This window comes from Pseudomonas sp. GT1P32 (assembly GCF_054897805.1).
The window spans coordinates 6,536,417-6,553,590 of the sequence record NZ_CM142704.1 but is presented as its reverse complement, the minus strand read 5'-3'; the positions used below and the strand labels follow the sequence as shown (position 1 = coordinate 6,553,590).

Below are 17,174 nucleotides of genomic sequence, written 5' to 3'. Positions count from 1 at the left end.
CCTCTACGGCGGCCATAAGGCCGTAAACAGATGGAAGTAAGCTTGAAACCAAGATGGGGGCTGCCTTGAAAAAAAACAAGCGCAAAGAGGACGTTAAAAATGGTTTAAAAGAAAAGGGGCCCGAAGGCCCCTTCTTTATTCCAGCTGCGTGACGCTTAAGCGTCTGGCGCGGCCTTGGCAGCCGGCTCACTGTTTTCGTAGATATACAGTGGCTTGGACTTGCCTTCTATAACGCTTTCATCGATCACTACTTTACTCACCTCGGACTGCGAGGGGATTTCATACATAGTGTCGAGCAATACACCTTCGAGAATCGAACGCAGTCCACGGGCACCGGTCTTGCGTTCCAGGGCACGTTTAGCGACCGATTTGAGTGCGTCGGCCCGGAATTCCAGGTCCACGCCTTCCATCTCGAACAGCTTGGCATACTGTTTGGTCAGAGCATTTTTCGGCTCGGTGAGGATCTGCATCAATGCAGCTTCATCAAGCTCGTCCAGCGTGGCGAGGACCGGCAGACGACCGACGAATTCCGGGATCAGACCGAACTTGACCAGATCGTCAGGCTCGACTTCACGCAGGGATTCACCGACTTTCTTGCCTTCTTCCTTGCTGCGCACTTCTGCGTTGAAACCGATGCCGCCCTTGGTGGAACGGTTTTGAATAACCTTTTCCAGACCAGAGAATGCGCCGCCGCAGATGAACAGGATGTTACGGGTGTCAACCTGAAGGAATTCCTGCTGCGGATGCTTGCGACCACCTTGAGGCGGAACGGAAGCGACCGTACCTTCGATCAGCTTGAGCAGGGCCTGCTGCACGCCTTCACCGGAAACGTCCCGGGTGATCGACGGGTTGTCAGACTTGCGCGAGATCTTGTCGATCTCATCGATGTAGACAATACCCATCTGGGCTTTTTCTACGTCGTAATCGCACTTCTGCAACAGCTTCTGAATGATGTTCTCGACATCTTCACCCACGTAACCCGCCTCGGTGAGGGTGGTTGCGTCGGCGATGGTGAACGGAACGTTCAACAAGCGGGCCAGTGTTTCGGCAAGCAGGGTTTTACCCGAGCCTGTCGGGCCGATCAGCAAGATGTTGCTCTTGCCGAGTTCGACGTCGTCATTCTTTTTGTCACGCTGGTTCAGGCGTTTGTAGTGGTTGTACACCGCTACAGCCAGAACCTTTTTTGCACGCTCCTGACCAATCACGTACTGATCAAGGATGCCGCTGATTTCTTTAGGCGAAGGCAATTTATGCGCGCTGCTTTCCGCCTGGGCTTCCTGCACCTCCTCTCGGATGATGTCATTGCACAGGTCGACGCACTCGTCGCAGATAAAGACCGAGGGGCCGGCAATCAATTTGCGCACTTCATGCTGGCTTTTGCCACAGAAGGAGCAATAGAGCAGCTTGCCGTTGTCCTCGCCGTTGCGGGTGTCAGTCATTCGTTCGATCCAAATCCGATAGGCTTGCAACACAAGATGAAGGCTATTGCGGGCTTTTTCAAGCCCGCAGGTGATCGGACCAGCCGACCTGCCTTATTTTGAGCTGCTTATATTAAGCGGGGCGCTGGGTGATCACTTCATCGATCAACCCGTATTCACGCGCGGCTTCTGCACTCATGAAATTGTCGCGGTTGGTATCGCGCTCGATCTCTTCAAGCGTGCGCCCGCTATGCTTGGCCATCAGCGTGTTGAGACGCTCACGAATGAAGAGGATTTCCTTGGCATGGATTTCGATATCCGAAGCCTGCCCCTGGAAACCGCCCAGTGGCTGGTGAATCATCACACGTGAGTTCGGCAGGCAGTAACGCTTGCCAGGGGCACCGGCGGTCAGCAGGAATGCGCCCATGCTGCAGGCCTGACCGATACAGGTGGTCGACACGTTTGGCTTGATGAACTGCATGGTGTCGTAGATCGACATGCCAGCCGTCACCGAACCGCCCGGGGAGTTGATATAGAGATGGATGTCCTTGTCCGGGTTTTCCGCTTCAAGGAACAGCAGCTGCGCACAAATCAGGTTGGCCATGTAGTCCTCTACCGGACCCACCAGAAAGATCACCCGCTCCTTGAGAAGACGCGAGTAAATGTCGTAGGCGCGCTCGCCACGAGCAGATTGCTCGACAACCATCGGGACCAGGCCGCCTGCGGCCTGGATATCAGAGTTCTGCTGAATATACGAATTACGGAACATGCTCTGCAGTCACTCCCAAATAGTTATGTCTTGAATACGCATAAGCCAGCACGAAGGCTGGCTTATGGTGTGTGCTTCTTACCGCAGAAAAGATCAGTCGGCTTGTGGAGCTTCTACCGGCTTGACCGCTTCTTCGTAAGAGACCGATTTGTCGGTCACGCTAGCTTTCTGCAGAACAGTATCCACAACTTGCTCTTCCAGCACAACCGAACGGACTTCGTTCAGTTGCTGGTCGTTCTTGTAGTACCAGGACACAACCTGCTCAGGCTCTTGGTAGGCCGAAGCCATTTCCTGGATCATTTCGCGAACGCGGGCTTCGTCAGGCTTGAGGTCGAATTGCTTGACCACTTCAGCCACGATCAGACCCAGAACAACGCGACGCTTGGCTTGCTCTTCGAACAGCTCGGCCGGCAGTTGGTCAGGCTTGATGTTGCCACCGAACTGCTGAACAGCCTGCACGCGCAGACGGTCAACTTCGTTGGACAGCAGGGCCTTTGGCACTTCGATCGGGTTGGTGGCCAGCAGACCGTCCATTACCTGATTCTTGACCTTGGATTTGATTGCCTGACGCAGCTCACGCTCCATGTTCTTGCGAACTTCGGCGCGGAAGCCTTCCAGACCGGTTTCCTTGATGCCGAATTGAGCGAAGAATTCTTCGTTCAGCTCAGGCAGTTTTGGCTCGGAAACTGTGTTCACAGTCACGGTGAACTCAGCGGTTTTGCCCGCCAGGTCCAGGTTCTGATAGTCCTCTGGGAAGGTCAGGTTCAGAACGCGCTCTTCGCCGGCTTTAGCGCCAACCAGACCGTCTTCGAAGCCCGGGATCATGCGGCCGGAACCCAGAACCAGCTGAGTGCCTTTGGCGGAACCGCCAGCGAACACTTCACCGTCAACCTTGCCGACGAAATCGATGTTCAGTTGGTCGTCGTTCTGAGCGGCGCGATCGGCCACTTCGAAACGGGTGTTCTGCTTGCGCAGCACGTCCAGCATTTTGTCCAGATCGGCGTCAGCCACGTCAGCGCTCAGGCGCTCAACGGTGATGCCTTCGAAACCGGCAACAGTGAACTCTGGGAACACTTCGAAAATCGCGACGTATTCCAGGTCTTTGCCAGCTTCCAGGGATTTCGGCTCGATCGAAGGAGCGCCAGCCGGGTTCAGCTTTTGCTCAACTACTGCTTCGTAGAAAGAGGACTGGATGACGTCGCCAACAGCTTCCTGACGTGCATCAGCACCAAAACGGCGCTTGATTTCGCTCATCGGCACTTTGCCTGGACGGAAACCAGCGATCTTGGCCTTTTGGGCGGTCTGCTGCAGACGCTTGTTGACCTGAGTCTCGATGCGCTCAGCCGGCACGGTGATGCTCATGCGGCGCTCAAGAGCAGAAGTATTTTCAACAGAAACTTGCATGGATATTCCTCGTTGCACAGACGTTGGCCGGCCGTTTCCGACCCCAGAATCAAGGGCATGCATTCTAGTAGGTCAAACTCAAGAAGTCACCCTACTGAAAACGGGTAACAACGCAGCAGGCAATTTATAGGTGCGAATGCATGAATGCATCTCGCCCCGGTGGCAAATACAGCCAATCATGCCAGGGCTCTGCGCCAACCCTTCTATATATAGAAGCGATTGCCAGGCACCCCCCTGACAGCCGATCTCGTGAGCAAGACCGGCGAGCAGCACGGCATCATCGAGAAACAAAAATACGACGAAACGCCCTGCGCCTGCGACCCAGAACCTGCAGTCGCGAAACACTCAAACCCTAAAACAAAAAAGGCGCCAGACTGTTAAATCTGGCGCCTTTCGGAATATGGGGTGGACGATGGGGATCGAACCCACGACAACGGGAGTCACAATCCCGTGCTCTACCAACTGAGCTACGCCCACCATATTGCGTAACAAAGAAGCCAAACAACTTCTTCGTTGAGCCCCAACCAAGCCAACGGCCCGAATGAAGCTTTATTTGGTGCGGATGAAGAGACTCGAACTCTTACGCCTCGCGGCGCTGGAACCTAAATCCAGTGTGTCTACCAATTCCACCACATCCGCATGTAGCCGTTAAAGCAAAGGCGCCAGACTGTTAATCTGGCGCCTTTCGAAATATGGGGTGGACGATGGGGATCGAACCCACGACAACGGGAGTCACAATCCCGTGCTCTACCAACTGAGCTACGCCCACCATATCGCGTTACTTGTGCCAAAGCTGCCTAATGGCGCACCCGGCAGGACTCGAACCTGCGACCATCCGCTTAGAAGGCGGATGCTCTATCCAGCTGAGCTACGGGCGCCTTTTTAATCTGTACCCTTGAAGGACTACAAACTAAGTGCTTTCCAGCCTTGCAGAATCGTAATTCCACTCGACCTTCTTAACCAGTGCTAGGCTGTGCCCGACAAGTGCGACGAATAGTATAGAGCCCCCCGTAGGGCGTCAAATCCTTTTTAAAAAAAATTCATTTAATTAAAGGGGTTAGAGGAATTTGCAGACCAAGCGCCTTTGCCCTCACCTCATGACATGCGAGAATGCGTTCTCTTTTTTTCCCCTCTCGATGGTTAATCACGCGCAATGACTGCACAACTAATCGACGGCAAATCGATCGCCGCCAGCCTGCGCCAGCAGATCGCCAAACGCGTCACCGAGCGTCGCCAGCAAGGCCTGCGCACTCCCGGTCTCGCGGTGATCCTGGTCGGCAGCGATCCTGCCTCTCAGGTTTATGTCTCGCACAAGCGTAAAGACTGTGAAGAGGTCGGCTTCATTTCCCAAGCCTACGACCTGCCTTCCGAAACCACTCAAGAAGCGCTGACCGCCCTGATCGATCGCCTGAACGACGATCCGGCAATCGACGGCGTTCTGCTTCAGCTTCCGCTGCCTGAACACCTGGACGCGTCCAAATTGCTGGAACGCATTCGTCCGGACAAAGACGTCGACGGCTTCCATCCTTATAACGTCGGTCGTCTGGCCCAGCGCATTCCGCTGCTGCGCCCTTGCACGCCCAAAGGGATCATGACCCTGCTGGAAAGCACCGGTGCCGATCTTTACGGGATGGACGCAGTGGTCGTCGGCGCCTCCAACATTGTCGGGCGACCGATGGCGATGGAATTGTTGCTGGCCGGTTGCACCGTGACCGTTACCCACCGCTTCACCAAGGATCTGGCAGGCCACGTCGGTCGTGCCGATCTGGTGGTGGTGGCCGCCGGCAAGCCGGGCCTGGTCAAGGGTGAGTGGATCAAGGAAGGCGCGATCGTGATCGACGTCGGCATCAACCGTCAGGAAGACGGCAAACTGGTCGGCGACGTGATCTACGAGACCGCCCTGCCCCGCGCTGGCTGGATCACTCCAGTACCGGGCGGCGTCGGCCCGATGACCCGCGCCTGCCTGCTGGAAAACACGCTGTACGCAGCGGAAACACTGCACAGCTGAGTTCACGCCTCGATCCAGGCGACGAACAAAAGAACCCCGCCAATGGCGGGGTTTTTTTTGCCCGGGGAATGACGCTACCACTCGCCGGAAACCTGCTGTTTTGTAGGGCTTTTCAAGGACTTTCGCCTGTTGATTGAACAACCATCGACAGTTCTTCAGCCATACTCCTAAAATGCGTCGTTTTTAAAGAAACAGCCCGTTACAAAACGGCTAATCCACACCTTATGAGTCTGCCAGCGTGAAAATCCGTCTTTCCATCCTGAGCCTATTTTTTGCATTTACAGGGACGTTCATCACGCCAACCGTCAGCGCCGCCGACACCACTGCGGCACCACGCGACACCTCACAACTGAAGATCGCTTCCGGCAGCGCATTGCTGATGGATCTGCAGACCAACAAAGTCATCTATGCCAGCAACCCGGACGTGGTGGTACCGATCGCCTCGGTCAGCAAACTGATGACCGCGCTGGTTGTGGTTGAAGCCCGGCAGAACATGGATGAGTACATCTCCATCAACATCAGCGACACGCCAGAAATGAAAGGTGTGTTTTCCCGGGTCAAACTCAATAGCGAAATGCCACGCAGGGAAATGCTGCTGATTGCGCTGATGTCCTCGGAAAACCGTGCCGCCGCGAGCCTGGCTCATCACTATCCGGGCGGTTATGTGGCGTTTATTGCCGCCATGAACGCCAAGGCCAGGGCGCTGGGCATGACCAGCACCCACTACGTCGAGCCGACCGGTCTGTCGCCGCGCAACGTGTCGACGGCACGCGACCTGAGCAAGTTGTTGGTCGCTGCGCACAAGTACCCGATTTTGACCGAGCTGAGCACCACCAAGGAAAAAACCGTCTCGTTCCGCAAGCCCAATTACAGCCTGGGTTTCCGCAACACTGACCATCTGGTCGGCAAGCCGAATTGGGACATCAAGCTGACCAAAACCGGCTTTACCAATGAGGCCGGCCACTGCCTGGTGCTGGTGACCAGCATGGGTAATCGTCCGGTGGCGCTGGTGATTCTCGATGCGTATGGCAAGTACACACACTTCGCCGATGCCAGTCGTATTCGCAACTGGGTCGAGACCGGCAAGGGCACCAACGTTCCGTCTGAGGCCTTGCAGTACAAATCGGAGAAGAACCTCAAGCACCGTCAGAGTGGTGTGGTTGAGGCCTCGAAGTAGTTGGGGGTATATCCGGTTCTTCGGTAACGGCGGCTATTGGTTTCGCCCTTACGGCGAGTCACTTGGAAGAGACCCAAGTAACCAAGGGCTCTTGCCCCTTTCGTTCGGTGCCTCGCTGTGGCTCGGCATGCCCTCGCTCCGGTCCTGCTCCGTGGGCCCGCCGCCATCGGCCATCCATGGCCGGGGGCGGCTAACCCGGCATCCATGCCGGGTTGCCCACTGCGCAGAACCTGCGCTCGGCCTCTCGAGGGGGCGCTCAGATCAAAAGCGGAAGGCGAGCTAACGCTCGGCCTGATGAGTGGTGAGAATCAAAAGCGTACGCCGATCCCTGTAGGAGCCGGCTTGCCGGCGAAAGGCGTCCGGACGACGCGTTCATTCAGACAACCCGCGTTATCGTTGGCGTCCATCGCCAGCAAGCTGGCTCCTACAATTTTGAATCGTGTGAACCCAATCCCGTGTAGGAACCGGCTTGCTGGCGATCGCGTCCGTTCAGTCGACAAACAGGTGACTGACCCACCGCCATCGCCAGCAAGCCGGCTCATACAGGGGGATGTACAAACATCCAAAATTGGCGGGGCCATCACAATGCGGGAGCACGCGCACGACTGAACAGCCAGGTCGGCTTTCAGGCCGCCTCGGCGGCTGTGGCGGTAGTCGCCCCCTCGAGAGGCCGAGCGCAGGTTCTGCGCAGTGGGCAACCCGGCATGGATGCCGGGTTAGCCGCCCCCGGCCATGGATGGCCGATGGCGGCGGGCCCACGGAGCAGGACCGGAGCGAGGGCATGCCGAGCCTAGGCGAGGCACCGAACGAAAGGGGCAAAAGCCCTTGGTTACTTGGGGCTCTTCCAAGTGACTCGCCGTAAGGGCGAAACCGCCAGCAGCCACAACCGAAAAAACGGATATGCCCCTATACGTTTGCCCCCCTCCAAAACCTCAATCATTCGGCAACGGCATCTGATCATCATCCGGAATACCATCCCCCGCACTCGGATCCCTTGGCGTCACCACCGGCCTGGCCAATGGATCACGCATCGGACTGTCCGGATCCATCACCGGATCAATATCATCCTCCACAGTGGTTGGAACACTGTCCGGACGCTTGTCGTCAAAACTCGAATCGGTAGACATACACACCTCCCACAGAACGTCAGGGTTTCAAATTCGCGAGCGGGTCGTAAGGTTTGGCGGGAGCCTTGCCCGCCTCGCCCGGTTTAACATCCCTGGGCGCCCTGGCAGGTCCGATGGGGTCGACCTGAGGGTCGGCAAGGTCCGGTGAATCCGGATCGAAACCCAACTCATTGCCTGAAGAATGCTCGGACGAGTGCGGGCCGGAGGGTGAAGTGGGATGTGTCATGGGCGCCTCCTTGGGACGGACCCGGAAACATCCGGGCCCTTATCCTTTAGAGGCCAATCGCACGTGGCAGTGCCGGGCAGATGACGAACGGGAAGCTTACGGCGAAGTCAGCGCCTTCTTCGCACGGGCAGCGGCCTGCTCCTGGCCGGCCTGAGCCAGGTCGTTCGCCGCTTTCAACCAACGCGACTGATCAACGTTGGCCGGAATCTGCTCCGGTTTCTGGATCAGCACCGCCCAACCACCCGCATCCTTGAACGAAGACTCAAATGAGCTGAAGCTCATCAACTCCCGACGATTCAATCCCGCGCGCAGCAGCACAGTCTGCTTCTGACGGTTGTACCCGGCGAGAATGGCGTAACGCGGTTCAGCCCAGAACGCCGAACCTTCAGTGAAACGCACCATCACCGGGTAACCCGCCGCAACCTGGGTCAGCAGCGCTGGCAAATGGCTGTCGAGTGGGTAAACGACCATGCCGTACTCGCGGGCGAGGTTCTGCATGTTCTGCTGCAATTGCGCTTCGGCGCCCGGCACATGCAAAGGTTTTTCGAGCAATCCCGGGGTAATCACGATGCCCTGCTGCGCCAACAGACTGGCCAGCACCTGGGGCCCGCTTTGAAAGCTTTGCCCACGGTAGAACGTACCGCTGAGCTCCACCCGCTCAGGCAGACGCTTGACCTCCGGCGTCAAACTGCCCGCGCAGCCTGCCAGACCTGCAACACAGCCAACAATCAGGGCTGCCGTTCGAATTCGCGAAAATACCCGCACCATCATCACTCTCTTGTTCAGACGCCAGGTGTCCGTGCTCCCGGCTTGGCCGTTGATCATAGGACGCCGCGCGACAGCGGTATAGCCTTAACCGGCAGTTGATTGCGTTCGATAGAGCGAACTGATTGGTCGGCAACGACCTTTGGTCAATAGCCTGCAACATGGCAGCGACTAGACTGTCACTTGCAAAGCGTGTGTGCCCGAAGCAGGGCGAAGAGGAGGCACTGATGAGCCTGACAATGACCATTGTGATGTTGATTTTCAGTTGGCTGGCTGTTGCCGCCGCCATGTTGTGGGGAGTCCTGCGAATTGCCCGCAGACACCATCACCACCCCGCCCAGCCGGCTCGGGTGACGAAAACCGATAAACCGGGTGCACGTCACGCCACCGCACACTGACGAGCACTTTTTAATACCCCGAATACAAACGGCCGCCTGGACTCTTGCAAGTGCAGGCGGCCGTTTTCGTTTCAGCCCAGGTTACGCTTCAGCGACAATTCGCTTCTGCTTGGCCCGTCGCGACATCATGTTCAAGCCTTCAATCGTTGCCGAGAACGCCATGGCTGCGTAGACGTAGCCTTTCGGTACGTGGGCGCCGAAGCCTTCGGCGATCAGCGTCATGCCGATCATGATCAGGAAGCCCAGCGCCAGCATCACCACCGTCGGGTTGTCGTTGATGAACTTGGCCAACGGGTCAGCCGCAAGCAACATCACCAGCACCGACACCACCACCGCGATGATCATGATCGGCAAATGCTCGGTCATGCCGACAGCGGTAATGATGCTGTCGATGGAGAACACCATGTCCAGCATCAGGATCTGACCGATCGCGGCGGCAAAGCCCAGGGTCACGGTCGAGGTCGCCGACTTCGGATCTTCCGGTGCCGGATCCATGCTGTGATGGATCTCGGTGGTCGCCTTCCACAACAGGAACAGGCCGCCAGCGATCAGGATCATGTCCTTCCAGGAGAACGCGTGGCCGAGGATCTCGATCACCGGCGCCGTCAACTGGACGATGAACGCGATGGTGCTCAGCAGTGCCAGTCGCAAGATCAGCGCCATGCCGATACCGATGCGCCGCGCCTTCTGCCGATGCTGCTCCGGCAGTTTGTTGGTCAGGATCGAGATGAAGATCAGGTTATCGATGCCGAGCACGATTTCCATCACCACCAGCGTGGCCAGGGCGACCCAGGCGGTGGGGCTTGCAGCAAGTTCTAAAAGGTATTCCATGGGTCAGTCCTGACTCGTTTTAAGACGGTTTAGATTTCCTGGGACGACGATTCGGTTTTCTCTTTGTCGTCGCCCGATGATTCTTTCTTGCTGATCAGCCCGCCGGTGGCATCGCTGAGCGCTTGCTCGGCGGCTTTGTGGGTATCGTCAATCGCCTGTTTGGCGGTTTCGGCAGCCTTGCCCATCAGTTGCTGAGCGCTTTTTTCGGCCTGGTCGCAACCGGCCAATACCAGTAAAGACGCGATCAGCAGTGCCGTGGTTTTAAGCTTCATGATGCATTCCTCGATAGAACAGAACGGGCCGAAACGATGGCCCGTTGATAGCGAGGCATTCTAGGGAGGCAAACACTTCAGGAAAATTCGTATTTTCAGCGGTTATACTTCGGTTTTTACGAACTGTAGGTTGCCATGCTCAATTATCGACAGCTGCATTACTTCTGGGTCGTGGCCAAGACCGGCAGCATCGTGCGCGCCTGTGAACAGCTGAACCTTACGCCACAGACCATCAGCGGACAGATTTCTCTGCTCGAACAAACCTACGGCATCGAGCTGTTTCGTCGGGTCGGCCGACAGCTGGAACTCACAGAAGCCGGACGCCAGACCCTGCCCTACGCCGAGCAGATGTTTCAGCTCGGCGGCGAACTGGAATTGATGTTACGGGCGCAGCCCAATGAGCAGCAGATTCTGTTTCGGGTTGGCGTGGCTGACGTGGTGCCCAAATCCATCGTTTATCGCCTGATCGCGCCGACCATGGAGCTGAGCGAACCGCTGCGCATTACCTGTCGCGAAGACAAACTCGAACGCTTGCTCGCCGACCTGGCGATTCAACGCCTGGACCTGGTGATCTCCGACAGCCCGATGCCGTCGCACCTGGACATCAAGGGCTACAGCCAGAAACTCGGTGAATGCGGAATCAGCTTCTTCGCCACCGCCGAACTGGCGGCGCAGTACGGCCAGGATTTCCCGCACAGCCTGCACGGCGCACCGCTGCTGATTCCGGGGCCGGAAACCGTGGTGCGCAGTCGCTTGCAACGCTGGTTTGCCGAGCAGCAGATTCAGCCGCGCATCGTCGGCGAGTTCGACGACAGCGCGTTGATGCAGGCTTTCGGTCAGTCCGGCAGCGGAATTTTCATCGGCCCGAGCGTGATTGCCGATGAAGTGAAGCGCCAGTGCGGCGTGGAATTGATTGGCCAGACCGACGCCGTGACCGAGTCGTTCTACGCCATTTCGGTGGACCGCAAGGTCAAGCACCCCGGCATCGTTGCGATTACCGAAGGTGCCCGACGCGAGCTGTTCACCGCGATGTGAGGGTCAGGCGCAGACTTCGCGGGGTTTGAAGGTCATCAGCGCCATGGCCAACAGGATCGAGATCAGAATAAAACCGGCCGCCGCAAAGCCAAGTCCACCCAGGCCAACACTGTCGATCACCCGGCCACCGACCATCGCGCCCAGACCGATACCGAGGTTGGCGCCGGCAATGTTCAGCGACGCGGCAAACGCCGGTGCCTCAGGCGCGGCTTTCATCAAACGCACATGGCTGACCAGGAACAACGCCGCTTGTGTCACGCCCCAGATGCCCATTGCCGCCGCCAGACCCAGCGGCGAATGGATGTTCGGCACCAGCGTCACCATGCCGGCGATCATGAAGGCGCAGAACGTCACGGAAGCGATCAGCGGATGACGATCCACCGCGCGACCGCCCAACGAGTTGCCGATCAGGCCCACCGCGCCGAAGCCCATCAGGCACCAACCCACCACGGTACCGTTGAAACCGGCCAGCCGCTCAAGAATGTCCGCCAGATAGGTGTAAGCAGTGAACATGCCGCTGAACACCAGAATCGACAGCAACACGTGCCCGATCATCAACGGGCTGCGCAGGATCTTGAACTGCGAACGGAAGCTCACCTGGTGTTGATGCAGACTGGTTTTCGGCAGGTAGATAAACAGCAGCAACGCCTTGGCAAACGCGATCACCGCGAGAATGCCGAAGGCACTGCGCCAGCCGAATGCATCGGAAATCAACGTCCCCACCGGAATACCGAACACGGTCGCGCAAACGATGCCGAAACCGATCTTGGCAATGGCGCGTCCGGCGTAATCCGGCCCGACGATGTCCACCGCCGTCTCACTGGCCAGGGCCCAGAACACCGGCAGCCCGAGCGCGGGGATCAACCGCGCAACGGCCATCACCCAGATGTTCGGCGCAAACGCCGCGAGGGTGTTGGCCAGACCGAACATGATCAACACCGAGATGAACAGCTTGCGCCGTTCGAACCGGGCGAAGTACGCGGTCAGGAACGGCCCGAACGCGGCGACAGTGAAGGCGAACAACGTCACCAGCAAACCGGCCTGGGGGATGGTCACTTCGAGATCCCGGGCGATTGCCGGCAACAGGCCGACGATGATGAATTCCGTGGTCAGCACCGTGAAACCGGCGGCGGACAACAGAAGGATGGGCAACAGCATGCAGAACTCCAGAAAACGACAACACCAGCGATAGCCCGAAGGCCCACTGGCAGACATGAAAATGAGGATGCGCAATCTTAACAGAGTGTTTCCAAAGGCGGTTGCACGAACCTGCACATCGCGTTTAACAGGCGGGTGGCAGATCGTCACAGGTCTGAGGGATGCAGACGACGCTGTGATAAAGTCCGCGCCCTGCGATTCGTACACCCTGTTCATCCGCCCTTTAATGGCCGCGATGTCGCGACACCCCCGCGCCTAATAAAATCAGAGATGCCGTTTTATGACCGCTTCATCCCCTTCGCTATTGCAACGCTTGAAACGCTTGAGCCTGGTTACGCAAATCATCATCGGCCTGCTCGCCGGGATTGCCCTGGCGCTGGTTGCGCCGGACGTGGCGAAGTCCACTGCGTTCATCGGCAAAGTGTTCGTCTCGGCGCTGAAAGCCGTCGCGCCGATTCTGGTGTTCGTGCTGGTCATGGCGTCGATCGCCAACCACAAGCACGGCCAGGAAACCCACATCCGCCCAATTCTGTTTCTGTACTTGCTGGGCACGTTTGCGGCGGCCGTGGTCGCGGTCGTGGCCAGCATGATGTTCCCGTCGAGCCTGGTGCTGTCCACCCACGACGTCGCGGTGACGGCGCCGGGCGGTATCGGCGAAGTGCTGCAAAGTCTGCTGCTGAGCGTGGTGGATAACCCGGTCAGCGCGCTGATGAATGCCAATTTCATCGGCATTCTGGCGTGGGCCATCGGCATGGGCGTCGCCATTCGCCATGCCGGTGACACCACGCGTGAAGTGCTCGGCGACTTGTCCAACGGCGTGACCCTGATCGTGCGCCTGGTGATCCGTTTTGCGCCGCTGGGGATTTTCGGCCTGGTGGCGTCGACCCTCGCCACTTCCGGTTTCGGTGCCTTGATCGGCTACGCGCATCTGCTGGCGGTGTTGCTGGGTTGCATGCTGTTTGTGGCGCTGGTGATGAACCCGGTGATCGTGTTCTGGAAGCTGCGTCGCAACCCGTATCCGCTGGTGATCATGTGCTTGCGTGAAAGTGGCATTACGGCGTTTTTCACCCGCAGCTCGGCGGCGAACATTCCGGTCAATCTGGAGTTGAGCAAGCGCCTGGGTCTGCATGAGGACACTTATTCGGTTTCGATTCCGCTGGGTGCGACGATCAACATGGCGGGGGCGGCGATCACCATTACCGTGCTGACTCTGGCGGCTGTGCATACGCTGGGTATTGCCGTGGATATTCCGACTGCCATCTTGCTGAGTGTCGTTGCGGCGATTTGTGCCTGTGGCGCTTCGGGTGTGGCGGGCGGTTCGTTGTTGTTGATTCCACTGGCGTGCAGTCTGTTCGGCATTCCGAGTGAAATCGCCATGCAGGTGGTGGCGGTTGGTTTCATTATTGGTGTGCTGCAGGACTCGGCGGAGACTGCGCTGAATTCTTCGACTGATGTGCTGTTTACGGCGGCGGCTTGTTTGGGTGAGGACGAGAAGGCTCAGCGTTTGGCGTGACGCGCTGTTTGGTCGTTGTTTGGATTTTGGGCATATCCGTTTCTTCGGTAACGGCTACTTAGGGTTTCGCCCTTACGGCGAGTCACTTGGAAGAGCCCCAAGTAACCAAGGGCTCTTGCCCCTTTCGTTCGGTGCCTCGCCTAGGCTCGGCATGCCCTCGCTCCGGCCCTGCTCCGTGGGCCCGCCGCCATCGGCCATCCATGGCCGGGGGCGGCTAACCCGGCATCCATGCCGGGTTGCCCACTGCGCAGAACCTCCACTCAGCCTCTCGAGGGGGCGCTCAGATCAAAAGCGGAAGGCGAGCTAACGCTCGGCCTGATGAGTGGTGGAAATCAAAAGCAAACGCGATTCCCTGTAGGAGCGAGGCTTGCCCGCGAAAAACGACCGGACAACGCGTTCATTCAGACAGCCCGCGTTATCGTTGACGTCCATCGCCGGCAAGCCAGCTCCTACAATTTTGAATCGTGTGAACCCAATCCATTGTAGGAGCCGGCTTGCTGGCGATGGCGGTGGGTCAGTCGACGTTTGTATTGGCTGGACGGACGCTATCGCCAGCAAGCCGGCTCCTACAGGGGATCGGTGTACGCTTTTGATTTTCACCACTCATCAGGCCGAGCGTTAGCTCGCCTTGCGCTTTTGATCTGGCTTTTGAGGTACACGCCCCCTCGAGAGGCCGAGTGGAGGTTCTGCGCAGTGGGCAACCCGGCATGGATGCCGGGTTAGCCGCCCCCGGCCAGGGATGGCCGATGGCGGCGGGCCCACGGAGCAGGACCGGAGCGAGGGCATGGCGAGCCTTAGCGAGGCACCGAACGAAAGGGGCAAGAGCCCTTGGTTACTTGGGGCTCTTCCAAGTGACTCGCCGTAAGGGCGAAACCAATAGCCGCCGCAACCGAAAAAACGGATATACACCCGGTCAACAAACCGAGCAGACCCACTCCCACAAGAACAACAAAAAGCCCGCCAAGGCGCAAACCTTGGCGGGCTTTTTTAAATCGCGGGAGTTTAGAACGCGCCCATGTAATCGCGCTTGCCCACTTCCACACCGTTATGACGCAGCAATGCGTAAGTGGTGGTGACGTGGAAGAAGAACTGCGGCAGACCGTAGCTCAGCAAGTAAGCCTGGCCGCTGAAGCGCTTCTCTTTCGGCGTGCCCTGACGGGTGATGATCTCGATGCCTTCCTTGCCATTGATCTGCTCGGGCTTGATCTCGCCGATGTAAGCCAGAACCTTGGTCAGCAGCGCTTGCAGCTCAGCGAAGGTGGTTTCAGTGTCGTCGTACTTCGGCACTTCGATCTCGGCCAGACGCGAAGAAACACCCTTGGCGAAATCAACAGCGATCTGCACCTGACGCACCAGCGGGAACATGTCCGGGTACAGACGGGCTTGCAGGAAAGCGTTCGGATCAATGTTCTTGGCGGTGGCGTGGGCTTCGGCCTTGTTCAGAACGTCGCTCAGGGCGTTGAGCATTTGTTTGAAAACCGGAACGGAAGCGTCGTACAGGGAAATGGTCATGGCAGTCTCGTGTGGTGACAGGAGTGAAACGTGGGGTCGATTATAGCGATGCACGGTCCCAGGTGAAGCGATAGATATGGGCCGGCGGACCAGGATGGCAATTGCCGTTGTCGGCGTCGGCACCGACGATCGACCATTGCGCCCGGGAGGTTTCGCCCAACTCGCGGGTAGCCTGCGGATTGAAACACTGACCGAGCTGTTCATCCGGCACCAACGCGTACGCCTGCGGATGCTCACGCAACCACTGCGCCGCCTGCTCGACCGTTGAACCGATCATTCCGAAATGCACGATCGGCTGCTTTGCGAACAACCAATGGCCCTCGCGCCAGTTGACCAACACCAGGTCTGCGCCCCGAGTCATGGTCGCCGCCTGCGCCATCAACGCCTCATGGGGATTGGCGCCGTCCTTGACCGGCTCGATGAACCCTCGGGCGAACCACAGCGTGAACCAGAGCACCGCCACCCCCTGAAAAATCCGCCACCCCAGCTGGCGTTGACGGAACCAGCGCTTGAACAGCCACGGCATCAGCGGCGCGGCGACCAGCACCAATCCCGGCAGCGCCGGATAAATGTACAACTTGCGCTTGCCGCTGCTCAGGCAGAAAAACAGCACCACCAACACCACCCACCCCAGCAACACCAACACGCGACCATCGTGCTTGCGTAATTGCCGGCGCCAGGCGGGGATCAGCCACGGCAGCGCGAGCACCAGCGGCAACCAATATTGCGGAATGACACTGACGAAAAAGTACCAGAACGGCTCCCGGTGATCCCAGGCGGCCGCATAACGCCCCGCCGTCTGGCGCAGCAGGATTTCCCGCACGTAGGCAATTTCCTCAGCACCGCCATTGAGCACAATGGACAGCGCCAAGGGCAGCAACCAGACGGCCACGGCACCGAGCAGCACCACAACACCCAGGCACCATTTGCGCGCTTCGCCCGGCATCGCCACCACGCCGGACCAACCTTTGCGCACCGCATAGGCATACGGGATCAGCATCAACGCCGGCACAAAGCCGACCCCCTTGGTGATCACGCCGATCCCCATCGCCGCGCAGCCGACGTAAAACCAGCGCCAGGCCGGCCCGAGCAACAGGTGTCGGGCCAGACCGTACAAGCCCAGCGAGGTAAACAGAATCAGAAAACTGTCGATCTGGCCGGTCCGCAGAATGCTGTAGGTCTGATAGGTCGCCAGGTACAGCAGCGCGGCCGTCCGACCGGCTCGTTGGTTCCAAAGCCTGCGCCCCAAGTCGTAGAGCATCGCCGTGACCGAGGTGGCCGACAGCAGCCCCGGAAGGTAAAGGGCAATGGCGGGCATCCCGGTGATCCAGGTGAAAAACGCCACGGTCCACATGAATATCGGTGGTTTATCGCCGTAAATCTCGGCAGCGCGATGGGGAATCAACCACGAACCGTTGTGCAGCATCTCCAGCGCCACGCCGAGGAACCGCTCCTCGTCCACATTCTGCGGCTGGCGCAACCCGAGCCCCGCGCCGACCAGCAACAGAGCAAGCAGCATCAGCCCCAGGCATTCAACGCCGGGTGAAAGGGTTCGGCGCAT

The 17,174-nt window shown here is 58.4% G+C and carries 16 protein-coding genes and 4 tRNA genes; 5 read left to right on the top strand and 15 right to left on the bottom strand.

Going from position 1 to position 17,174, the window contains the following annotated elements:
- Positions 1 to 155: 155 nt before the first annotated feature.
- The 7 genes from clpX to ACYZUC_RS29910 all read right to left on the bottom strand — a co-directional run bounded on the left by clpX (position 156) and on the right by ACYZUC_RS29910 (position 4,469).
- Positions 156 to 1,439, bottom strand: a complete 1,284-nt coding sequence (gene clpX, locus ACYZUC_RS29940) for an ATP-dependent Clp protease ATP-binding subunit ClpX (RefSeq protein WP_007946893.1) — start codon at positions 1,437 to 1,439, stop codon at positions 156 to 158.
- A gap of 112 nt (positions 1,440 to 1,551) precedes the next feature.
- Positions 1,552 to 2,187: an ATP-dependent Clp endopeptidase proteolytic subunit ClpP gene (gene clpP / locus ACYZUC_RS29935; RefSeq protein ID WP_008034105.1), complete on the bottom strand. Its 636-nt coding sequence runs from the start codon at positions 2,185 to 2,187 to the stop codon at positions 1,552 to 1,554.
- Between the two features lie 93 nt (positions 2,188 to 2,280).
- Complete coding sequence (tig, locus tag ACYZUC_RS29930; protein WP_214377369.1) at positions 2,281 to 3,591, bottom strand: trigger factor; 1,311 nt, start codon at positions 3,589 to 3,591, stop codon at positions 2,281 to 2,283.
- A 401-nt stretch (positions 3,592 to 3,992) separates the two neighbouring features.
- Positions 3,993 to 4,068 (bottom strand) — tRNA-His (locus tag ACYZUC_RS29925).
- A gap of 77 nt (positions 4,069 to 4,145) precedes the next feature.
- A tRNA-Leu gene (locus ACYZUC_RS29920) sits at positions 4,146 to 4,230 on the bottom strand.
- A 54-nt stretch (positions 4,231 to 4,284) separates the two neighbouring features.
- Positions 4,285 to 4,360: transfer RNA gene (locus ACYZUC_RS29915), tRNA-His, on the bottom strand.
- Positions 4,361 to 4,392: 32 nt separating this feature from the next.
- Positions 4,393 to 4,469: transfer RNA gene (locus ACYZUC_RS29910), tRNA-Arg, on the bottom strand.
- A 275-nt stretch (positions 4,470 to 4,744) separates the two neighbouring features.
- Between ACYZUC_RS29910 and folD the strand changes: the two genes are divergently transcribed.
- The gene (gene folD, locus ACYZUC_RS29905; RefSeq protein WP_008034109.1) at positions 4,745 to 5,599 is read left to right on the top strand and encodes a bifunctional methylenetetrahydrofolate dehydrogenase/methenyltetrahydrofolate cyclohydrolase FolD; all 855 of its coding nucleotides are present in this window, start codon (positions 4,745 to 4,747) and stop codon (positions 5,597 to 5,599) included.
- Between the two features lie 238 nt (positions 5,600 to 5,837).
- Positions 5,838 to 6,776, top strand: coding sequence for a D-alanyl-D-alanine endopeptidase (gene pbpG, locus ACYZUC_RS29900; RefSeq protein ID WP_461992263.1), 939 nt, complete (start codon positions 5,838 to 5,840; stop codon positions 6,774 to 6,776).
- Positions 6,777 to 7,708: 932 nt separating this feature from the next.
- Here pbpG and ACYZUC_RS29895 read toward each other — a convergent pair.
- The 3 genes from ACYZUC_RS29895 to ACYZUC_RS29885 form a co-directional block, all read right to left on the bottom strand.
- Positions 7,709 to 7,903: a hypothetical protein gene (locus ACYZUC_RS29895; RefSeq protein ID WP_461992261.1), complete on the bottom strand. Its 195-nt coding sequence runs from the start codon at positions 7,901 to 7,903 to the stop codon at positions 7,709 to 7,711.
- 19 nt (positions 7,904 to 7,922) lie between these two features.
- Positions 7,923 to 8,129: a DUF6021 family protein gene (locus tag ACYZUC_RS29890; RefSeq protein ID WP_008033692.1), complete on the bottom strand. Its 207-nt coding sequence runs from the start codon at positions 8,127 to 8,129 to the stop codon at positions 7,923 to 7,925.
- Between the two features lie 96 nt (positions 8,130 to 8,225).
- Complete coding sequence (locus tag ACYZUC_RS29885; RefSeq protein ID WP_461992259.1) at positions 8,226 to 8,954, bottom strand: cysteine peptidase family C39 domain-containing protein; 729 nt, start codon at positions 8,952 to 8,954, stop codon at positions 8,226 to 8,228.
- A 167-nt stretch (positions 8,955 to 9,121) separates the two neighbouring features.
- On the opposite strand from ACYZUC_RS29885, the gene ACYZUC_RS29880 reads away from it, so the two are divergent.
- On the top strand, positions 9,122 to 9,292 hold the full coding sequence (locus ACYZUC_RS29880) for a hypothetical protein (protein ID WP_223452702.1): 171 nt from the start codon (positions 9,122 to 9,124) through the stop codon (positions 9,290 to 9,292).
- 81 nt (positions 9,293 to 9,373) lie between these two features.
- Here ACYZUC_RS29880 and ACYZUC_RS29875 read toward each other — a convergent pair whose 3' ends face one another.
- A complete protein-coding gene (locus tag ACYZUC_RS29875; protein WP_461992257.1) occupies positions 9,374 to 10,123 on the bottom strand; it encodes a TerC family protein in 750 nt (249 codons plus the stop codon).
- 29 nt (positions 10,124 to 10,152) lie between these two features.
- Entirely contained in the window at positions 10,153 to 10,395 is a 243-nt protein-coding gene (locus ACYZUC_RS29870; protein WP_461992255.1) for a hypothetical protein, read from the bottom strand.
- A 135-nt stretch (positions 10,396 to 10,530) separates the two neighbouring features.
- Here ACYZUC_RS29870 and nhaR point away from each other — a divergent pair, with 135 nt between their 5' ends.
- The gene (gene nhaR / locus ACYZUC_RS29865) at positions 10,531 to 11,430 is read left to right on the top strand and encodes a transcriptional activator NhaR (protein ID WP_461992253.1); all 900 of its coding nucleotides are present in this window, start codon (positions 10,531 to 10,533) and stop codon (positions 11,428 to 11,430) included.
- Between the two features lie 3 nt (positions 11,431 to 11,433).
- On the opposite strand, the gene ACYZUC_RS29860 is transcribed toward nhaR, so the two are convergent.
- Positions 11,434 to 12,588 carry an MFS transporter gene (locus tag ACYZUC_RS29860; protein ID WP_008033699.1) on the bottom strand — a complete coding sequence of 385 codons (1,155 nt, stop codon included), beginning with the start codon at positions 12,586 to 12,588 and terminating at the stop codon, positions 11,434 to 11,436.
- A gap of 280 nt (positions 12,589 to 12,868) precedes the next feature.
- Between ACYZUC_RS29860 and sstT the strand changes: the two genes are divergently transcribed.
- Positions 12,869 to 14,101: a serine/threonine transporter SstT gene (sstT, locus tag ACYZUC_RS29855; protein WP_008033700.1), complete on the top strand. Its 1,233-nt coding sequence runs from the start codon at positions 12,869 to 12,871 to the stop codon at positions 14,099 to 14,101.
- A 1,002-nt stretch (positions 14,102 to 15,103) separates the two neighbouring features.
- Here sstT and ACYZUC_RS29850 read toward each other — a convergent pair.
- Both ACYZUC_RS29850 and ACYZUC_RS29845 read right to left on the bottom strand, forming a co-directional pair.
- Positions 15,104 to 15,613 carry a DUF1993 domain-containing protein gene (locus ACYZUC_RS29850; protein WP_461992251.1) on the bottom strand — a complete coding sequence of 170 codons (510 nt, stop codon included), beginning with the start codon at positions 15,611 to 15,613 and terminating at the stop codon, positions 15,104 to 15,106.
- Between the two features lie 40 nt (positions 15,614 to 15,653).
- A complete protein-coding gene (locus tag ACYZUC_RS29845) occupies positions 15,654 to 17,174 on the bottom strand; it encodes an ArnT family glycosyltransferase (protein ID WP_461992249.1) in 1,521 nt (506 codons plus the stop codon).